The following is a 17,686-nucleotide window of genomic DNA, read 5'->3' on the forward strand; positions in this document are numbered from 1 at the left end:
GATGTGCGTCGTGGGATATTTCCACTCATGCCTTTTTTAGGGGGAATGACGACACTTTATGTGTTAGCGAGCATTTTACTTATCGGACTGATCATCTTCGTTTTCGATAAAGTATCGTTCGTTTTCACACCGTTACGCGTCTTCTTTTCAACCGTCGTCTTGCCGATTATTTTGGCGACGATTTTATATTATTTATTACGTCCGATTTTACGTTTGTTAGAAAAAGCGCATATTAAACGTGGGTGGGGCATCCTCATTATTTTCGTAGGTGGCATCGGTTTAATTACATTATTCGTCTTTTTAATTTTCCCATTTTTAAAAGCACAATTTACGAATTTAGTAGAGGAATTTCCGACGTATTTTACAAAACTCACACAAGATATCGACTATTTTTTAAGTCATTCTTCGATTTTTGCATCGTATTACAATGATATGAATGTCAATGTGTCGAAGTTTTTTGATGGTAGTTTTGCGAATATCGGAAAAACAGTCGGCAATACATTAGGCAGCGTCGCAAGTGGCGTGTCGAACTTTATCGGCGCATTAACAGGCATCGTATTAAGTATCGCAACAGTACCATTCATTTTATTTTATTTATTGAAAGACGGCGAAAAATTACCAGCCGTTTTAGTGAAAATGTTACCCCCTCGTATGCGTCCTGATGTGAAGATGATTTTGCAAGATGCGGATCGTCAAATTAGCGCATACATTCAAGGGCAAATTATCGTCGCTTTTTGTATCGGTGTGATGGTGTCGATTGGATTTTTCATCATCGGTATGAACTATGCGTTATTGCTTGGGGTTATTGCGATGTTTACAAGTGTCGTTCCATATCTCGGAGCGGCGATTGCGATTACACCAGCAGCGATTATCGCACTCGTTTCGAGTCCGTGGATGTTAGTGAAGTTAATCGTCGTATGGACGGTCGTGCAATTAATTGACGGCAAGTTTATTTCACCACAAGTGATGGGGAAATCACTCAAAATTCACCCGATTACAATCATCTTCGTCTTATTGACGAGCGGTTCGTTATTCGGAGTTGCCGGGGTCATCCTCGGGATTCCAGGATATGCGGTGTTAAAAGTACTCGTCACCCATTTATTCGACTTGTACAAATTGCGCTATAACCGTTACCAACCCGACGCGCTCATGCATTATGACTTAACCGAGCGCATGGGGGATAATGATTTAAAAGAATGATCGAAACTAGAGAGCTTCATGTCTCTCTAGTTTTTTTGTGTGGAAAAAGCGTTTTGGAAATAAAATGGTTTGAATTTTTTGACATTGACACCTTCTAAAAAATTAGATACGATGCTCTACAGGAAAACTTTCCTTAGAGAAAGTTATTTGCTTTAAGGAAAGAATGAGGTGGGATATGATTAAAAGTAAACGAGGGCGCTTTATATTTTGGCTCGTTTTGCTCAGTTTGTTTTGTAGCGCAATCGTCGTCGGAGTTGCGGTAGGACCGATTGTCATTCCTTTTTCAGATACCGTTGTTTCGATTGGTAAGAAATTAGGGGTGCTTTCTCAAACGATGGAGGCGACGCAATTTGAAGTCGTCATTAACGAAGTACGTCTCCCTCGCGTACTCGTCGCTTTATTCGTCGGAAGTGGCTTAGCGGTAGCGGGTGTTGCGATGCAAGGCTTGTTTCGTAATCCGCTCGTGGAACCTGGGTATATTGGTGTATCGAGTGGGGCAGCACTCGGAGCGGTGAGCGCTCTCTTTTTCGGATGGACAAAATGGAGTCATTGGATGTTGCCGTTATCCGCTTTCGTCGGAGCGATGTTCGTCATGGTCGTCATTTTAGCCGTATGGCAGACGAGTCGGCATAAAAGTATCGCGATGTTGTTATTGTTAGGAATCGGGATTAATTCTTTCTTCTCGGCTATCATGAATGTGCTCGTCGCTACGAGTAAAAACGAACAGGAGTTACGGGGCATTATTTATTGGCTGCAAGGTGGACTCGACGCTCGGACGTGGGAACATGTTCAACTTGTCGCTTTGCCGATTTTACTCGGCATTCTCGGTTTAACATGGTTTAGCCGAGAACTCGATATGTTGTTATTAGGAGAAGAACAAGCGCTTAGCTCCGGAGTCGATATTAAAAAAGTGCGCACATTCGTCTTACTGCTCGCTGCTTTCATGACAGGAACGGCCGTTGCGGTAAGCGGTATTATCGGCTTTGTCGGTTTAATTATCCCGCACATGTTTCGTCTATTGCTCGGGCCGAGGCATCGGTCGTTATTTTTGGCAAGTGCATTCGGTGGAGCGACTTTTTTAATCGGAGCTGATTTAGTGTCGCGTATGATTTTACAGCCGATTACATTACAAGTGGGGGTCGTTAGCGCATTGATCGGCGCACCTTTATTTATTTTCTTATTATTGACGTCCCATAAAGGAGTGAGGTCATGATCGAAGTGCGCGGACTCACGTATGCTATTCGTCAGGCGACCATTTTGCACGATATTCATATGACGGTACGTCAAGGGGAAATGATCGGTTTAATCGGACCGAACGGAAGCGGAAAAACGACCTTATTGAAGTCGATCGCTCATTTGCATCATTTGCCTGAAAAGACGATTTGGCTAAAAGAACGTCCGATCGAGACGTATGCACGAAAGGAATTAGCGCGTTGGATGAGCGTCGTCTTTCAAGATACGTCTGCCGCTTTTGACTTTACAGCGGAAGAAATTGTCCAAATGGGGCAATACGCACATAAGTCGCCGAAAACAGAAGCGGAGCGAAAAGAAGAAAGAGCGCGGATCGATGAAGCTTTTGCGAAGTTAGAAATTGAAAAGTTGCGAACGCGTTCGATTTTAGAAATGTCAGGGGGACAACGACAATTAGTCATGATTGCGAAAATGTTCGTCCAGCAAACCCCAATTTATTTACTCGATGAACCGATTTCGGCTTTAGACATTTATTATCAACTTCTCGTCTTACAACTATTGCGAGAAGAAAGTGAAAAAGGGAAAACGATATTGATCGTTTTACATGACTTGAACTTAGCGGCTCGTTTTTGTACGACGTTAGCGCTTTTAAAAGAAGGGGAAATCGTTCAAGTCGGTGCACCGAAAGAAGTATTGAAAGAGTCGTTACTTATGGCAAGCTATGATGTCGTAACGACAGTTGAAAAAAATGAAACGGTCGACGCGTATCAAATGCTCGCGATTCGACCGCGAAAGGAAGAATAAAATGAACCGATGGATGAAAGGAGCGAGCTTTACTTTATTACTCGCGCTCGCTGCATGTAGTCAAGAAGCGGAACAACAACCGATACAACCTGCCGTACAAGAAGAAGTAGGACAATATCCGAAAACGATCACTTTAGAAGGAGAGAGTGTCACGATCGAACAAAAGCCTGAAAAAATATTACCGCTTTCGTTAGATGTCGCAGAAATTGTGATGCAATTAACAGACGGAGAAGGGGTTGTCGCCATTTCAAAAGGGATTGAAGACCCTTATTTATCGACATATCCGGAATCTGCATCGAAAATTACAGAACATATCGCTTCTGCAGTGCATATCGATCCTGAACAAATTTTGTCTTATGAAACGGACTTGCTTTTACTCACCAAAATGCACGGGCAAGAACAAGACGCCTACGATATTTTGCGTCAAGCGAATGTACCGATTCTCGCTTTCGAAACGATGCGTTCAATGGAAGCGTATCGTACGAATTTAAAAACGATTGGAAAAGCGATTGGCGAAGAAGAAAAAGCGAATAATATTGTCGCCCAAATGGAGCGAGAGATCGCCGACATTCAAGGAGCGATTACGTGGGAAGAAGACAAACCATCCGTCTTAGTATTGTCAGAAGTTGGACCAGGGACAGGACCTTATATGATGGGACCTGGTAATGTGTCACAAGACATTATCGAACAAGCGAAAGCGATTCCTGCCGTACAAAAAATCGGATTAGAGCGTTCTGCGAAAGCGGAAATGGAACAAGTATTAAAAATGGACCCGGACTATATTATTTTACTCGACTGGAAAGGGGAGAAAGAAGCGGCATACGAAGCTTTACTGAATGACGCAGCGTGGCAAACGTTACGCGCTGTGAAAGAAGGACGCATCAAAGTCGTGGAAGCGAAATATTTCTTAAACCCGAATGCTGCGAATATTGAAGGATTGCGCATGCTTGTCGATTGGTTAGGAGAGTAAGATGAAACGAAAGGTACTTATTTTATTCAGTTATAGCGCCATTCCCCAACTTGAATCATTGGATGCCTTTTATCGTCATTTGCTCGGACGTTATTATACGGAAGCTTATGCAGAAGAAGGGCGAGAGAAGTTTGAAGAAGTCGGATTTCCAGACCCTTTAACAGAAGTAACGGAGCGTATTGCGGAAGCGTTAGAAGGGCAACTTTCAACAGAAGATGAGCAGTGGCGCGTCGTCATCGGATGTAAACATACCGAACCGTTCATCGAAGACGTCGCACGTCGCGCTAGTCAAGAAGCCGATGAATTGTTCACATTACCACTCACACCTCTTTATTCTACGACAGGAGTGAAATGGTACGAACAAAAAGTAGAACGGATCGCCAATGAATATGCGATTCCCGTTCGTCATATCGGACCATTTGGTGAAGATGAAGCATTCATTCAGTTGTTGCAAAATCGTTTGAGACGCACTTTACATTGGCTCGGCAAGGAGAAAAAAGAAGCGCATATCCTCTTTACGTCGCACAGTATGCCAGGCATACGAAAAGCGAATGTCGAATTTATTCGCTCTTACGAAACGCTCGTGCAACGCATTATGCGTCCATTTTCGCAATCATGTTCGATCACGTATCGAAGCGGTCGTCCTGCGCCTGAAAAATGGCTCGGGCCAGACGTGAAAGAAGTATGTACGCAATTGTTAGAAGAACGACCTCGCCCCATCGTTGCTTTCGAACTGATGTCGATCATCGAAAATGTCGAGGCGCGAGAAGAGGTAGGGCGAGACATTCAAACGATTACGAAACGATATGACGTCCCGTTCGTCCAAGTCCCTTACTTGAATGACAGCTTTGAGTTTGTACAATGCTTACTCCGTTATATTAAAAATGCCATTCATCAAAAAGGATAGAATCGTTAATTTCAAAACAATGTAAAAAGTGGAAGGTGCGTGTGTGATACGCTCCTTCCACTTTTTATTATTGCATTTCCATATACATATAAAAGAGAAAAGCGACGAATGCGATACCGAGTGTGGTGAGTAATACTTTTACCCAACTGACCGGCGCTTGGCCGCTCACTTTCCCAGTTTGTCCGTTAATGATAAATTGATACGTCTTCTCTTTAAAACGGAAAGAAGATAGCCAAATCGGAAGCAATAAATGTTTAAACGTTTCGTCCGAATACTCGGTTTTTAGTTTCATAATTTGAACGATGTCGCCATTTACTTGATACTCGATGCCAGAACGAATTGCGCTATCCATCGCTTGTGTCGCGATGTTCCATCCAGCGTCGAGACCGACCGCATAACGCTCTGCTAAAAAGCCTGAAATGTATTCATCTTTGTAATCCGTCAATCCACCGAGATGGAAAGGTTCGACTTTTCGAATGAGTGCTTTTGCTGTTTGGTGGGTCGCTTGCACGAGAATGTCATCGAACCATTCTGTATATGTCCCGCTTTCAATATGCCACCGTGTTTTTTGAACGGTACGCGTGCCGACTTGCGTTTTACCATCGCTGTCCGTATACGTGTACGTTTCAGTCACATAGTAATGCGTTCCAACATTGACCGTATATTTGCTAAACGTATCCGCATCGAATGTCCAATACGGAATGTAGATTCCTGTCAGCTTATCCATTTGATGCAGCTGCATTAATTTAGACGGGGCGAAATAGCGCTTTTTCATCCATTCTCGAAACTTTTGAATCGCCTGTTGATGTGTCACTTGGAAAGGAACGACGAGAGAAGGTGTAATGACTTCTTCGACATTTTGTTCTTCGATATGACTCGAACCACAAAACGAACAAAAGTCCGCAATATTGTATGGATCGAGCACCGTTTCCGCTCCGCAATTATCACAATGGAAAACACGTGTCGTTTCCCGTTCTCCTCGCTCATATGTCGCAAGTGTTTCCCAAAGGGGATATTCAATATGTTGTTCATCGGTCCGCTCAATCGGCGTTAACGACTCACAAAATTGGCATTTTAACTGCTGACTTTCCGGGTCGAAAAGGGCGCTACCGCCACAAGACGCACATTGGAAAATCGTCGTTTGTTTTTCTTCCGTATGGAGTTCATGTGGCATCGCTCGTCACCTCACTGTTGTAAATTTTCTCCGCATTCACTGCAAAACTTCGTACCTGGAGCGTTCACATGACCACATTTCGGACAGTCTGCTTGTTGTTTCGCTCCACAATCTGGACAAAACTTCGCTCCTTTTTGCATCGCCGCTCCACATGACACACATGGAACAGTATCAGGTGCTGTAGACTTCCCGCAATGTGAACAAAACTTCGCGTCGTGTGGAATCGCCTCTTGACAATGTGGGCAAGGTTTCACGTTCGGAACACTTGGCGTGTTTGGTTGTTGCGTTTGCGCTTGGTTCAACATATGCCCCATCGCTTGACCCGCTCCGAAGCCCGCGCCTAATCCTGCAGCGCCCCCTTCATTTTGTGCCGCTTCGCGAATTGCTTTCGCCGCTTGGAATTGTTGGTATTGGTTCATATCGCCTAAAACACCCATGCTCGTGCGTTCGTCCATCGTCTGTTCGACTTCTTTCGGAAGCGATAAGTTTTCGATGTAGAGCGATGTAATGTCAAAACCGAATGCTTCAAAACGCGGACGCATTTTTTCACGACCCGCTTCACTTAATTCATCGTAATGCATCGCCAAATCGAGCGCTGGAATACCAGATTCTGCAAATAAATCACTGAGTCCTGAAATGATCATCTTCTTCAAATGACCTTCAATCGCTTCGGTCGTATACACTCCGTTCGTCCCGAACAATTGTTGTAAAAACACTTTCGGCTCACTGACGCGATATGAATAAATTCCGTACCCGCGCAAACGGATGACACCGAATTCTGGATCGCGCATCATGATCGGATTCGACGTACCCCACTTTTGATTGATGAACTGTTTCGTATTGACGAAATACACTTCCGCTTTGAACGGAGAATTAAAACCAGTAGGCCATGACTTTAACTTCGTCATGATGGGCATATTGCGTGTCACGAGTTCGTGATGCCCTGGACCGAATACATCCGTCACTTCTCCTTCATTGACGAAAATCGCTACTTGTGATTCACGCACGATTAATTTCGCGCCCATTTTAATTTCATTATTTGCGACAGGGAAGCGATACACTAATGTGTTTGAACTGTCATCTGTCCATTCAATTACTTCGATAAATTGATTTTTAAAAAAGTTAAAAATGCTCATCGCCGACACTCCTCTAATGTTGATATAGCTATTATACGCTACAAATCGGAATAAGTTTCATGAAAAGAGGGAACTTGTTTGAGAAGGACACGTTACGTAGTAAAGGGGGAGAACGAGTTGCGAAAAATCATTTGGTTCGGAATCGGCATTGCGCTCATCGGATTAGCGGTGAATTGGGGAATATGGACGACGTCGGAATGGTATACGGAACGCGGAGAAGTAGACGGAGACCCGATCGTATCTCCGAATCATCAACATGAAGCGGTCATTCGCTACGAATTATACGGGGGTGCGGCAGGTGGGGTACGGGCGATTGTCAATGTAGGAAATCGGACGATTTATGTTGCGGAAGCTCGTGAACGTTTACATCTCGTATGGGAAACAGAAGACGTCCTTCGCATCGAAAATGGCAATTTTCAACTGGCGCTACACGTCGACAAGGAACGGTACGATGAAAGTGGCAGACAATGTAAAAAGTATATCGTGAAAAAGCATAGTACATGTTATGAAGGATAAATGAAAAACCAAGCCCTTTAAGTAGGTGCTTGGTTTTTGTGTGCACTTATTTAATTAATTCGACTAATTTTTGTGACATGCCGCCTGAGACGATTGTTTTTTGTTCAGTCGCTGCGTTGTATAAAAGAACGCCATCGTCTGTATTTTTCATAAAGATATTTTGTTCTTTAAATGGGGAAGAAGCGGTTTCGATAGAAAATTGATAGTCTGCTGGACCGTCAAATGGAAATGCTGCATCTTCCCAAGTCGCATCTTCTAATACTGTTTCAACTGATGCGATCGCGGCACCTGTCACAGTGCCATGACGTAAGTAGTCTGTTGAACCTTCGTCATATTTAAAAATCATCACATGTGGCTGTTCGCTCATCGCTTTGTCGATCACTTCGATATTTTCAGCGTTGCCGACCGGTGGATGACTCATACCGAATGCTTCGCCATGTTCAATTTTTACTTTTTGTCCACGTTTTAATTGTGCTTTCGTTTCGTCGTCAATTTCTCCCGTTGAGAAGAAAATGCGTTGACCTTTCATTTTGCCGTTAAAGACAGACGATTCTTCTACGGTAATTAAAATGCGCTCATCTGTAATGTCGTCGATTAATCCGATTGTGCCTGGCATTTGGGCAACCTCCTCACTTTGTGCGGCATCGATGCCTTCTTGTTGTTCGACCTTCATCGTATTCCCTAAACCACATGCGCCTAAAAGTAAAACCGATGATAATGTGACGGCACCTAATATATTTCGTTTCATGAATGTTCAGCTCCTTTAGTTGTTAAGACGAACATACCATAGCGATGTTTCCGCTGTATGTATTGCTGTTTCGCATTTGAAAATGTGACAAAGTGCGGACACAAAAATTTAATCAAATATTAACGACTTTTCCGCATAATACATGTTTAAGCGACAAGATTTTTGTTTAAAGCAACTTTTGACGAACTAATGTCTGAAAAACGAACGAATTGTCATTTTTATTTCGAGGTGTAACAGTTGACAACTTTTTCAGAGGCGTTACAGCGTGGTATACTAAAGAAATGAGAAAGGATGGTTGATGGTGTTGTATACAGATTTATTATTTGATGTGGATGATACGTTACTGCAGTTTAAAAAAGGAGAGGAAGCGGCACTTCAAACGATTTTTGCGGATTACGGTATCGATTATGCGGATGGATTCGAAACATTTCGCACGATCAGCAGTGCCTTATGGCAAGCGGCGGAAGCGGGAGAAATAACGGTTCCGATGATTTTAGAAACCCGTTTTACGAAATGGTTAGACGCATATCAATTAGAAGGCGATGGTGTCGCTTTAGATGAGCGTTTTCGTTCGTTGCTTGCAGCGGATGATTACAGTTTTGACGGAGCGTATGACATGCTTCGACGTTTAGAACGTCATCATCGCTTGTCGATTGTGACAAACGGTGTCGGAAATACGCAAGATGCCCGATTAAAACGATCTAACCTCGATTCCTTTTTCGCCTATCGTTTCGTATCGAGTGAAATCGGTGTCCAAAAGCCGGACGAGCGATTTTTTGAAGCGGTAAACGAAACGATTCCCGAATTTCAAGCAGAGCGAGCGCTCGTCATTGGGGATTCATTGACGAGCGATATGGAAGGAGCGCGGAGAGCGGGTGTTCCGAGCTGTTGGTTCAATCCTGAACGGGCATCGATTCCGAATCAGCCGATCGATTACATCATTCACGACTATGCGGATTTAGAACGTTTAGTGACGTGGCAAGAACCTGTGCGCATTCGCATTGATCATTATCAATTAGAAGAAGAACGTGTCTATGTAGGCGATCGCTCAATGATTGACCATTTCATGTGGTTAGAAGATTGGCACGCGGTAGAAAAACAATTGCACGCACTCGGGTTTTTACGCACGACGAAGCCCGCGCATCTCGTCCTCGATTTCGATACCCAATTAAAATATGTTCTTCACACTTGAAAGCGAACGTTTGTTCTTTTATAATGGAAAGGGAAAGGGGATGTTGAGGATCGAAAATTTTTGGGAAATGAGCGAATACGCGACCGAAACATACGTCGCACCAACGCCGACAGATGAAGAGATTAAAACAGTAGAACAACGATTAGGCTACACATTACCGAGCCGTTATATCGACTTCATGCGTGGACAAAACGGAGGAATCCCGATTCGCTCCACGTATCCGACAAGCGAGGCGACATCTTGGGCAGAAGACCACATCGCCATCACAGCGTTCTTCCCTTTATCGAGCACGCATCAATACGGCATTGCGGGAGAGATGGGCACTCATTTTTGGGAGAGTGAATGGGGTTATCCTGCGATTGGCGTAGCGATTTGTGACTGCCCGTCAGCTGGCCACGACCTCGTATATCTCGATTACCGAGCGTGTGGACCGACGGGAGAACCGTCTGTCGTCCATATCGATGTAGAATGCGAACAAGAAACGAAGCTCGCTGACAACTTTGAACAATTTATAAATGGATTACGATTAGAAGAGGAGTGGGACGTATGACTATACAATTACCGAAACAATTAGAAGCGTGGCGCCAAGGTTTAGAACAAACCGCACGCCCTGTGATTCGCATCCAGACGAAACGAGAACAACCATCCCGCACGCAAAGTCATTTTGGCGGCACACCTTATTGGTTAAAAACGATGCCTTATCCGACAGCACAAGACGGCACACCGCTCCGCTTATTGGCGCAAATTCGTTTCGACGAAATCGAACGACCATTGCCACACTATCCGACGACGGGCTTACTGCAATTTTTTATCGTAAGTGACGATCTGTACGGTCTCGACTTCGACGCCCCGCAAAAACAAGATACATTTCGCGTCGTCTATCATGAAACGGTAGAAGAAGACGAAACGAAATGGGCAGACATTCCACACATTCCTGTGGAAGAGTACGGATTTCCGATGGAAGAAGCGGGAACTTTACAATTTACGCAAGAAGAGATGTATTTATCATGCGACGATTTCCGTTTTACCGAACAGTACGATTGGACAGCACTAGACTTAGGTGATGAAGAAGATGAAGTACTAGACGAGTTATGGGAAAACTTCTCTTCTTCCGGTCATCAACTCGGCGGCTATCCGTACTTTACCCAAGAAGATCCTCGCGCCTACAGCGACGACGTCTTAAAAGAATATGAATTACTTTTCCAACTCGATACAGACGATACGATTGAATGTATGTGGGGCGATGCAGGCGTCGCCAACTTCTTCATTCACCCAGACGACTTAAAAAACCGCAATTTCTCGAACGTCTTATACAACTGGGATTGCCATTAAACAAAAAAGCGTGCGAACCCGAAGTGCCCACGAAAACCCCAGGACCTTCGCAAAGAAAAAAGCATACTTTACGAACGTTTAGTGAAGTACAAGCAGTTACTTGCAAGAAAAAGGGAAATGAGGCACAATATGTAGTATAGAAGAGTAAAAAAACCTACCCCTCGCCGTCTCCCTCTGTATGGAGGGAGTGGATTGAAATATGACGATGGAATAAACACAACAATTAAACTAACTGTCTCCCTCTGTATGGAGGGAGTGGATTGAAATTAAATTCACTTTTTGTCTTTCAGTCTCGGTTTGAGTCCCCCTCTGTACGGAGAGGGTGTGCGAAACAAACTAGAATACGATTATTTAAATGAGAAAAGTTGGAATGGCGCATTTGCTATTTCAACTTTTTTCTTATCGAGAATCATTGAAATCGCGCATTCTTTCACCGAAGTTGTGTAAAATAAGAGAAATCGGGTACAGAATAGGAGAAAGGATGAGGATATGTTTGAATTCCAAAATATTCGCTTTTTAAACGTGTTACACGTCCCCACTTTGACGATTCACGAAGGAGACATCACATGTATCGTCGGGGAAAGTGGAGCGGGGAAGTCGACGCTTGCGAAATTGCTCAATAAAATGAATAGCCCAACCGAAGGAACGATTACATATAAAGGTCAAGACCTTAAGAAAATGGACGCGGTCACGTTACGTCGCGACGTTGTCATGTTGTCGCAAACACCGCTCATCGTAGAAGGAACGATCCGTGACAATTTGCAGCTCGGTTTACACTATGCGGAAAAAACAGAAGCGACAGAAGAAGAAATGATGCGTGTGCTACAAGAGATGAAACTGACTCAATCATTAGAAGATGATGTGGCGACATTGTCAGGAGGCGAAAAACAACGGATTGCACTCGCACGGGTTGCTCTAATGAATCCATCCGTCCTCATATTAGATGAGCCGACGTCTGCGTTAGACGATCATACGGAAGAAGACGTGATGCGACAATTTTTGCGCAATGCGAAACAAGCCGGACAAACGATTATCATCATCACGCATTCGAAAACACTCGCTGAAGAAGTGAGCGACCGGATCATTACGGTGAAAGCGGGTGAAATCGTTGATTGATATTGAATTTTGGCGTCTCGTGAGCGCATACGTATTCGTTCTTTTTGTGTTGCTCATTTTTCAATGGCGTGGCATCTCACGCAAAATGCAATTAACCGTTGCAACATTGCGCATGACGATCCAGCTCGTCATTGCAGGGTACGTCCTTGCGTACATTTTTGACAATCCGAATGCTTGGCTCGTCGTCGGCATCGTGCTCGCAATGGAAGTGTTTGCGATTTACAACATATATAAGCGCGTCCCTTACGCTATGCCGAAAGCGTTAAAACGCGTCATCGCTAGTTCGATGTTTGCCGGCTCGATTGTAGCACTGCTTTATTTCAACTTCGTCGTCTTAAACGTTTCGCCTTGGTTCGACCCGCGTTACGTCATACCGATTGCGGGCATGATGGTCGGCAATGCGATGACAGGCGTGACGCTCGGCATCCAGTCCTTACTTGACAATATGTCGAACAACAGGGACAAAGTCGAAGCCGCTCTCATGCTAGGCGCGACACCAAAACAAGCCGTCAAACGCTACGTCGACCGAGCTTTCGACTCCGCCGTCCTCCCAACAATCAACAACATGGTTGGAATGGGGATTGTCTTCCTTCCTGGTATGATGACAGGGCAGATCCTAGCAGGTCTCAGTCCAGTGACAGCGATACAGTACCAATTGGCTATTATGCTCGGGATACTAGGTGGTGTCGCAATGAGCGTCATCCTATTCACACAACTGGCTTACAAGACTTTCTTTGAGGATGCTCAGCTGAAACCAAGACTGAAAGAAAAGAAATAAAAAGTAAAAAGACCTATAAAATCATGTGTCAAAAAATAAGAAAAAATCATCGGGAAAACGGGAATAATAGAAAATGTGTCAAAGTGACACTTTTTTGACACGTGATTTTTAAAAAGCTCACAAAAAGCCCATATTTATTTTTTAAAAAAACAACAATAGTTTTAAAATAAGAAAGAAGCAAACTCATAGGAATCTGCTTCTTCTTACTAAAAGATTCTAGTGTTCCTAGAGAATTAAGAAAACGCTACTATGATGCGAAAGTGGTAGCGACTCCTGCGACGATTGAGCGTATTCAAAATACGTACGAAGCAAAATTAGCGGTGTGGGCGGATACGTTGAAAGACGGCGCGCCTGATGAAATTGTCATACCTGAAGTATGGAAGAGGCGATCGTGTTAGGGGATACGACGTTTACGATTTTTGGAGACGACCTTGAAAACAGACGCTTTATAACGAAGCGGATGATCTATTCCTCGGGGGTATTTTAGTATCGGCGGGAAGTCATTTATTTATGGCGGATACGAAGACAATCGAAAGTCAACAACAATGGGTGAAAGATTTAGAACAATTGGAACAAGCGAATCGGAAAGTCGTCATCCCGGCCATTTTGAAAATAGAGCAAGTAGATAGGAATATTCAATCTTTATATAAGAGGAGAACGGTTTTTGGCTGGAGTAGCAAGAAGTCGTTCTTTTTATTTAGGTATGATGAAAACAGCTATAAACGCTTCTTGAAGAGTTTCGGAAAGAGGATAAATGAGAGAAGAGATGCGATCCAGGTATGTAACGTTGAATCGCATCTTTTTTGTTTTCAAAATATTAGACGATATGTTGTCACAACACTGAAAGTTGCGATATTCCATGCGTTTTTTCTACCCTTTCAGAAGAGCATCGTATGTCTTCATCATGTATAGGTTCGATTTAACCTTTCCTTACGAACTTTTTTACTTCTCGATATACGTCATGAATTTCTTATATGACGAAAGGTTTTACCGTTTGTAAAGTACTCATGAACGACGTGTGAAATACGTGTAAAATAACGGAAATTGAAAAGAAGAAAAATATTCATAGTTTTACATGACCTTTATAAAACTATGATATGTCCTCAATACGTGCGCTTTAAGATAGAGGGGAAAGGAAGGAGATGTTATGAAAATCGATTTACATATGCATACGATTCATTCAGATGGACAAGACACGATTGCGGAACTAGCAGAGCGTGTGCGCCATGCAGGAGTGACGCACGTGTCAATTACCGATCACGATACAGTAGCGGCGTATGATGATCCGGAATTAGACGCATTACAAGCGGTTGCCGATGTTATTCCAGGTATCGAAATTAATTCGGAAGGTCCTCAAGGAGAGTTACATATTTTAGGGTATGGCATCGATGTCGATCATGCGGATCTCCGTGCGTATTGTAATTGGAGAAAAGAGACGAGAATTACATGGAGTCAAGACATTGTGGACCGTCTTCAAAGACTCGGTTTTGCGATTGAGTGGGAACGTTGTATGGAGCGGGCGACGGGAGGGATTATTGTGCGCACGCATATCGCAGAAGAATTAGCGCTCCATTATCCAGAATATACAGCGAAACAGCTGTATGACACATTTTTAGTGAAAGGAAAATCTGCATATGTCGAGCGCCCTCCATACGATTCAGAGCAGGCGATCCGATTAATCCAACGAGCAGGAGGCATCGCTTTATTAGCCCATCCTGGTTTGTACGCACAACATTGGTCGTGGGAACAATTGAAAGAAGAAGGCATTGAAGGTGTCGAAGCCTTCCATAGTCGTCACACGATTAAAATGACGAACACGTGGTTAAAACGTGCAAAAGAAGACGGGTTATATGTTTCGGTCGGTAGTGATTATCACGGAGAACATTCACGCAATCCGTATTTGCCAGGAAGTGTTCTTTATGATGAAGCGAGTGTACATCCATTCATGACCTCTTTATTAGAAAGGAAGCGTGGACATGTTATATAGTTCTTCGACATTGTTTTGGGGACGATCTGTTTTGGAGATGGCGAAAGCATTAGAAACGTATCATCTTACGGGCATTGAGTTTTGGTATGAACAAGCCCAATTTTTTAACCTTTCACCGAAAGAAATCGCGGATGTATTTTCTTCTTATAGTCAAGCACGGACTGTGCATGCGGCGAGTTGGGATTTAAATCTTTCATCAATCAACCGAGGAGTGCGCCAACAATCGTTAGAAGAAATCGAGAAATCTTTACACTTTGCGAAATTACTACAGGCGGACGATGTGACGATTCATCCAGGACGACACTCTTCAATTTCATTGCTGGATGATTGGCATAGAGAACAAATGCTGTACAGTGTAGAAGCGATTGATCAATTGGCCCAACAGTATGAAATGCCCGTTTCTTTTGAATTGATGGAGCCGATTCGGAAAGAAATGTATACGACACCCACACAATTAAATGAGTTACTTGAAGCGTGTTCGGATTGGGTGTATACGACGTATGATGTGGCGCACAGTAGTTTAGGAGAAGAACCAGAACGAGCATTCCTTCAATTGGAACGCGTGAATAAAATTCATATGAGCGATGCGACACCGTTAGCCTTTCATGTTCCGGTTGGACAAGGCGAGATTCAATGGTCGAGGCTGATGCCGTACATTTTAAATAAAAAGGTTCCGCTCATTTTAGAAGGGTTTGACGTGTCGGAAGATGAACAATTTTTACGTGCGCATCTGGCGGGGCTTTGCCACTTAGAGCAGATGAGCGAGAGGAGAGAACAATCGGTATGAAGACTTTTTTAGTGACGAATGATGATGGCATTTTTGCGCCTGGCCTTCTCGCTTTCGTCGATGTGTTACAACATTTTGGAAAAGTGTACGTCATCGCTCCGGATAAAGAGCGAAGTGCGATTAGTCAATCCATCACCTTACGTCAACCGATCGAAGCGAAAGAATCGAATGTGTTCGGGCGTAATGTACAAGCTTGGAGCATTAACGGAACACCGACAGATGCGATTAAATTAGGTTGCGATGTGTTAATTCATTCGCCGATTGATGTCGTGTTTTCTGGCATGAATCTCGGAGCGAATGTTGGACGTGATTTGTTTTATTCAGGAACGGTAAGCGGCGCGAGGGAAGCGATTAGTTATGACATTCCGGCTGTTGCCGTTTCGTATGATGAATACGATGTCGAAACGGTCGATTTTCAACGGGCGACGAAGCGGATGTATGAATGGTTGTCGCTTTTTTTAGAAGACGTCGTCGCAAGTCGTCATTTATGGAATGTGAATATTCCAGCGAGCGATGATGAACAGTATCGAGGGATGCGATGGGCGACGATTGATTTAAACATTCAGCGCTATCGCCATATGGTTTCGAAAGGGCCTCACCAACGTACGATTTATTGGTTGACGGATTACCGTCAAGATGTGCAATCGCTCGATGAACAAAGTGATTTGTATTTATTGAATGCGCATTTTTTAACGACGAGTACATGGCACCCCCTCCGCTTACATTATGAAGTGGAAGCGAAACAACAATGGTTAGAAAAAATGGAACACCATGCGTTAATCAAACGAGGAGGATATTAAAATGAAAAAAATGTGGATGGCGCTGATCGTAGCGATGATGACTTTTGTCGTAGCATGTGGAGCAAATGACGAAAAAGAACCGACGGAGCAAACAGAAGGAGAAGAACGAGTGAGTGGTACGATTCAATTTTACACTTCTCAGCCAGATAGTGACGCGGAAGCATTAGTGAAAGCGTTCAAAGAAAAGTATCCAGACATCGATGTGCAAACATTCCGTTCAGGCACAGAAGAAGTTATCGGTAAAGTTTTAGCTGAAAAAGAAGCAGGAGCTGTACAAGCAGATGTTTTACTTGTAGCGGATGCAGTCACGTTCGAACGATTGAAAGAAGAAGATTTACTACAGGCATATGAATCAAAAGAAATGGCAGAAATTCCAGAAGCCTTTATCGATTCAGACTTTATGTATGCAGGGACGAAAGCGATGGCGACGGTGATCGCAACGAATCATGATGTCGCTTCAACTGTGCCGACAAAATGGGCAGATTTGTTGAAAGAAAGTGAAAAAGGACAAGCTGTTATGCCGAGTCCGCTTTACTCAGGTGCTGCTGCGTATAATGTTGGAGTGTTTACACGTCAATCTCTCGGTTGGGAAATGTTTGAACAGTTAAAACAAAACGATTTAATGGTCGTACAAGGAAATGGAGCGGCATTGAAAGAAGTGCAAAGCGGTCAACGTGCTCATGCGCTCGTTGTAGATTTCATCGTTGCACGTGCCATTCAAGAAGGTTCTCCACTTACGTTAACGTATCCTGAAGAAGGTGTACCTGTTATCACAGAGCCGATCGCATTAATGAAAGATGCGAAAAATGAAGAAGCTGCCAAACACTTTATCGATTTCGTATTATCAAAAGAAGGACAAGAATTAGCACGCTCGTTAGGTTACACACCAATTCGTGAAGACTTAGAAGCGCCAGAAGGATTAAAAAGTATTCAAGACATGAATGTGATGGAAGCTGATTTGAAACAATTGGTGCAAGAACGAGAAGAAGATAAACGTCAGTTTTCACAATTATTTGGTGAATAAGCAAAAACGGAGATAGGGAGAAAT

General features: G+C 43.5%; 19 protein-coding genes. 16 read left to right on the forward strand and 3 right to left on the reverse strand.

Annotated elements, in window-relative coordinates; translation table 11 throughout:
- The first annotated feature begins 27 nt into the window (after positions 1-27).
- The 5 genes from IRY55_RS03455 to IRY55_RS03475 all read left to right on the forward strand — a co-directional run bounded on the left by IRY55_RS03455 (position 28) and on the right by IRY55_RS03475 (position 5,072).
- Complete coding sequence (locus IRY55_RS03455; protein ID WP_235961049.1) at positions 28-1,200, forward strand: AI-2E family transporter; 1,173 nt, start codon at positions 28-30, stop codon at positions 1,198-1,200.
- A gap of 175 nt (positions 1,201-1,375) precedes the next feature.
- Complete coding sequence (locus IRY55_RS03460) at positions 1,376-2,413, forward strand: FecCD family ABC transporter permease (protein WP_235961007.1); 1,038 nt, start codon at positions 1,376-1,378, stop codon at positions 2,411-2,413.
- Positions 2,410-3,195 (forward strand): ABC transporter ATP-binding protein, encoded by a 786-nt coding sequence (locus IRY55_RS03465; RefSeq protein ID WP_194561854.1) that lies wholly within the window; start codon positions 2,410-2,412, stop codon positions 3,193-3,195. Before IRY55_RS03460 ends, IRY55_RS03465 begins: the two co-directional genes overlap by 4 nt.
- 1 nt (position 3,196) lies before the next feature.
- Positions 3,197-4,165, forward strand: coding sequence for an ABC transporter substrate-binding protein (locus tag IRY55_RS03470; RefSeq protein WP_194561855.1), 969 nt, complete (start codon positions 3,197-3,199; stop codon positions 4,163-4,165).
- A 1-nt stretch (position 4,166) separates the two neighbouring features.
- Positions 4,167-5,072 (forward strand): ferrochelatase, encoded by a 906-nt coding sequence (locus IRY55_RS03475; protein WP_194561856.1) that lies wholly within the window; start codon positions 4,167-4,169, stop codon positions 5,070-5,072.
- A 67-nt stretch (positions 5,073-5,139) separates the two neighbouring features.
- Here IRY55_RS03475 and IRY55_RS03480 read toward each other — a convergent pair whose 3' ends face one another.
- Positions 5,140-6,246, reverse strand: coding sequence for a hypothetical protein (locus IRY55_RS03480; protein ID WP_194561857.1), 1,107 nt, complete (start codon positions 6,244-6,246; stop codon positions 5,140-5,142).
- Positions 6,247-6,257: 11 nt separating this feature from the next.
- Entirely contained in the window at positions 6,258-7,382 is a 1,125-nt protein-coding gene (locus IRY55_RS03485; RefSeq protein WP_194561858.1) for an SPFH domain-containing protein, read from the reverse strand.
- A gap of 117 nt (positions 7,383-7,499) precedes the next feature.
- Between IRY55_RS03485 and IRY55_RS03490 the strand changes: the two genes are divergently transcribed.
- Positions 7,500-7,898 (forward strand): hypothetical protein, encoded by a 399-nt coding sequence (locus tag IRY55_RS03490; RefSeq protein ID WP_194561859.1) that lies wholly within the window; start codon positions 7,500-7,502, stop codon positions 7,896-7,898.
- A gap of 46 nt (positions 7,899-7,944) precedes the next feature.
- On the opposite strand, the gene IRY55_RS03495 is transcribed toward IRY55_RS03490, so the two are convergent.
- The gene (locus IRY55_RS03495; RefSeq protein WP_194561860.1) at positions 7,945-8,646 is read right to left on the reverse strand and encodes a DUF3221 domain-containing protein; all 702 of its coding nucleotides are present in this window, start codon (positions 8,644-8,646) and stop codon (positions 7,945-7,947) included.
- A gap of 301 nt (positions 8,647-8,947) precedes the next feature.
- Here IRY55_RS03495 and IRY55_RS03500 point away from each other — a divergent pair, with 301 nt between their 5' ends.
- From IRY55_RS03500 to IRY55_RS03545, 10 genes are all read left to right on the forward strand, one after another.
- Complete coding sequence (locus IRY55_RS03500; protein WP_194561861.1) at positions 8,948-9,838, forward strand: YjjG family noncanonical pyrimidine nucleotidase; 891 nt, start codon at positions 8,948-8,950, stop codon at positions 9,836-9,838.
- 43 nt (positions 9,839-9,881) lie between these two features.
- Positions 9,882-10,388 (forward strand): SMI1/KNR4 family protein, encoded by a 507-nt coding sequence (locus IRY55_RS03505; protein ID WP_235961008.1) that lies wholly within the window; start codon positions 9,882-9,884, stop codon positions 10,386-10,388.
- Positions 10,385-11,170, forward strand: a complete 786-nt coding sequence (locus IRY55_RS03510; RefSeq protein ID WP_194561863.1) for a YwqG family protein — start codon at positions 10,385-10,387, stop codon at positions 11,168-11,170. Before IRY55_RS03505 ends, IRY55_RS03510 begins: the two co-directional genes overlap by 4 nt.
- Positions 11,171-11,659: 489 nt before the next feature.
- Positions 11,660-12,286 (forward strand): ABC transporter ATP-binding protein, encoded by a 627-nt coding sequence (locus IRY55_RS03515; RefSeq protein WP_194561864.1) that lies wholly within the window; start codon positions 11,660-11,662, stop codon positions 12,284-12,286.
- On the forward strand, positions 12,270-13,064 hold the full coding sequence (locus tag IRY55_RS03520; protein ID WP_194561865.1) for an ABC transporter permease: 795 nt from the start codon (positions 12,270-12,272) through the stop codon (positions 13,062-13,064). Before IRY55_RS03515 ends, IRY55_RS03520 begins: the two co-directional genes overlap by 17 nt.
- A 260-nt stretch (positions 13,065-13,324) precedes the next feature.
- Positions 13,325-13,462 carry a hypothetical protein gene (locus IRY55_RS03525; RefSeq protein ID WP_194561866.1) on the forward strand — a complete coding sequence of 46 codons (138 nt, stop codon included), beginning with the start codon at positions 13,325-13,327 and terminating at the stop codon, positions 13,460-13,462.
- A gap of 749 nt (positions 13,463-14,211) precedes the next feature.
- On the forward strand, positions 14,212-15,051 hold the full coding sequence (locus IRY55_RS03530; protein ID WP_194561867.1) for a PHP domain-containing protein: 840 nt from the start codon (positions 14,212-14,214) through the stop codon (positions 15,049-15,051).
- Complete coding sequence (locus tag IRY55_RS03535; protein ID WP_194561868.1) at positions 15,041-15,838, forward strand: sugar phosphate isomerase/epimerase family protein; 798 nt, start codon at positions 15,041-15,043, stop codon at positions 15,836-15,838. Before IRY55_RS03530 ends, IRY55_RS03535 begins: the two co-directional genes overlap by 11 nt.
- Positions 15,835-16,638 carry a 5'/3'-nucleotidase SurE gene (gene surE / locus IRY55_RS03540; protein WP_194561869.1) on the forward strand — a complete coding sequence of 268 codons (804 nt, stop codon included), beginning with the start codon at positions 15,835-15,837 and terminating at the stop codon, positions 16,636-16,638. Before IRY55_RS03535 ends, surE begins: the two co-directional genes overlap by 4 nt.
- A gap of 1 nt (position 16,639) precedes the next feature.
- Positions 16,640-17,662, forward strand: a complete 1,023-nt coding sequence (locus IRY55_RS03545) for an ABC transporter substrate-binding protein (protein WP_194561870.1) — start codon at positions 16,640-16,642, stop codon at positions 17,660-17,662.
- Positions 17,663-17,686 lie beyond the last annotated feature (24 nt).

It is taken from the genome of Savagea serpentis, assembly GCF_015351395.1.
In the GTDB taxonomy this organism is placed as follows: domain Bacteria; phylum Bacillota; class Bacilli; order Bacillales_A; family Planococcaceae; genus Savagea; species Savagea serpentis.

Coding starts and splice junctions, on each gene's coding strand:
- IRY55_RS03480 (WP_194561857.1), bottom strand. CDS start 6,246: ATGCCACATGAACTCCATACGGAAGAAAAACAAACGACGATTTTCCAA.
- IRY55_RS03515 (WP_194561864.1), top strand. CDS start 11,660: ATGTTTGAATTCCAAAATATTCGCTTTTTAAACGTGTTACACGTCCCC.
- IRY55_RS03470 (WP_194561855.1), top strand. CDS start 3,197: ATGAACCGATGGATGAAAGGAGCGAGCTTTACTTTATTACTCGCGCTC.
- IRY55_RS03485 (WP_194561858.1), bottom strand. CDS start 7,382: ATGAGCATTTTTAACTTTTTTAAAAATCAATTTATCGAAGTAATTGAA.
- IRY55_RS03460 (WP_235961007.1), top strand. CDS start 1,376: ATGATTAAAAGTAAACGAGGGCGCTTTATATTTTGGCTCGTTTTGCTC.
- IRY55_RS03545 (WP_194561870.1), top strand. CDS start 16,640: ATGAAAAAAATGTGGATGGCGCTGATCGTAGCGATGATGACTTTTGTC.
- IRY55_RS03465 (WP_194561854.1), top strand. CDS start 2,410: ATGATCGAAGTGCGCGGACTCACGTATGCTATTCGTCAGGCGACCATT.
- IRY55_RS03530 (WP_194561867.1), top strand. CDS start 14,212: ATGAAAATCGATTTACATATGCATACGATTCATTCAGATGGACAAGAC.
- IRY55_RS03535 (WP_194561868.1), top strand. CDS start 15,041: ATGTTATATAGTTCTTCGACATTGTTTTGGGGACGATCTGTTTTGGAG.
- IRY55_RS03455 (WP_235961049.1), top strand. CDS start 28: ATGCCTTTTTTAGGGGGAATGACGACACTTTATGTGTTAGCGAGCATT.
- surE (WP_194561869.1), top strand. CDS start 15,835: ATGAAGACTTTTTTAGTGACGAATGATGATGGCATTTTTGCGCCTGGC.
- IRY55_RS03510 (WP_194561863.1), top strand. CDS start 10,385: ATGACTATACAATTACCGAAACAATTAGAAGCGTGGCGCCAAGGTTTA.
- IRY55_RS03495 (WP_194561860.1), bottom strand. CDS start 8,646: ATGAAACGAAATATATTAGGTGCCGTCACATTATCATCGGTTTTACTT.
- IRY55_RS03475 (WP_194561856.1), top strand. CDS start 4,167: ATGAAACGAAAGGTACTTATTTTATTCAGTTATAGCGCCATTCCCCAA.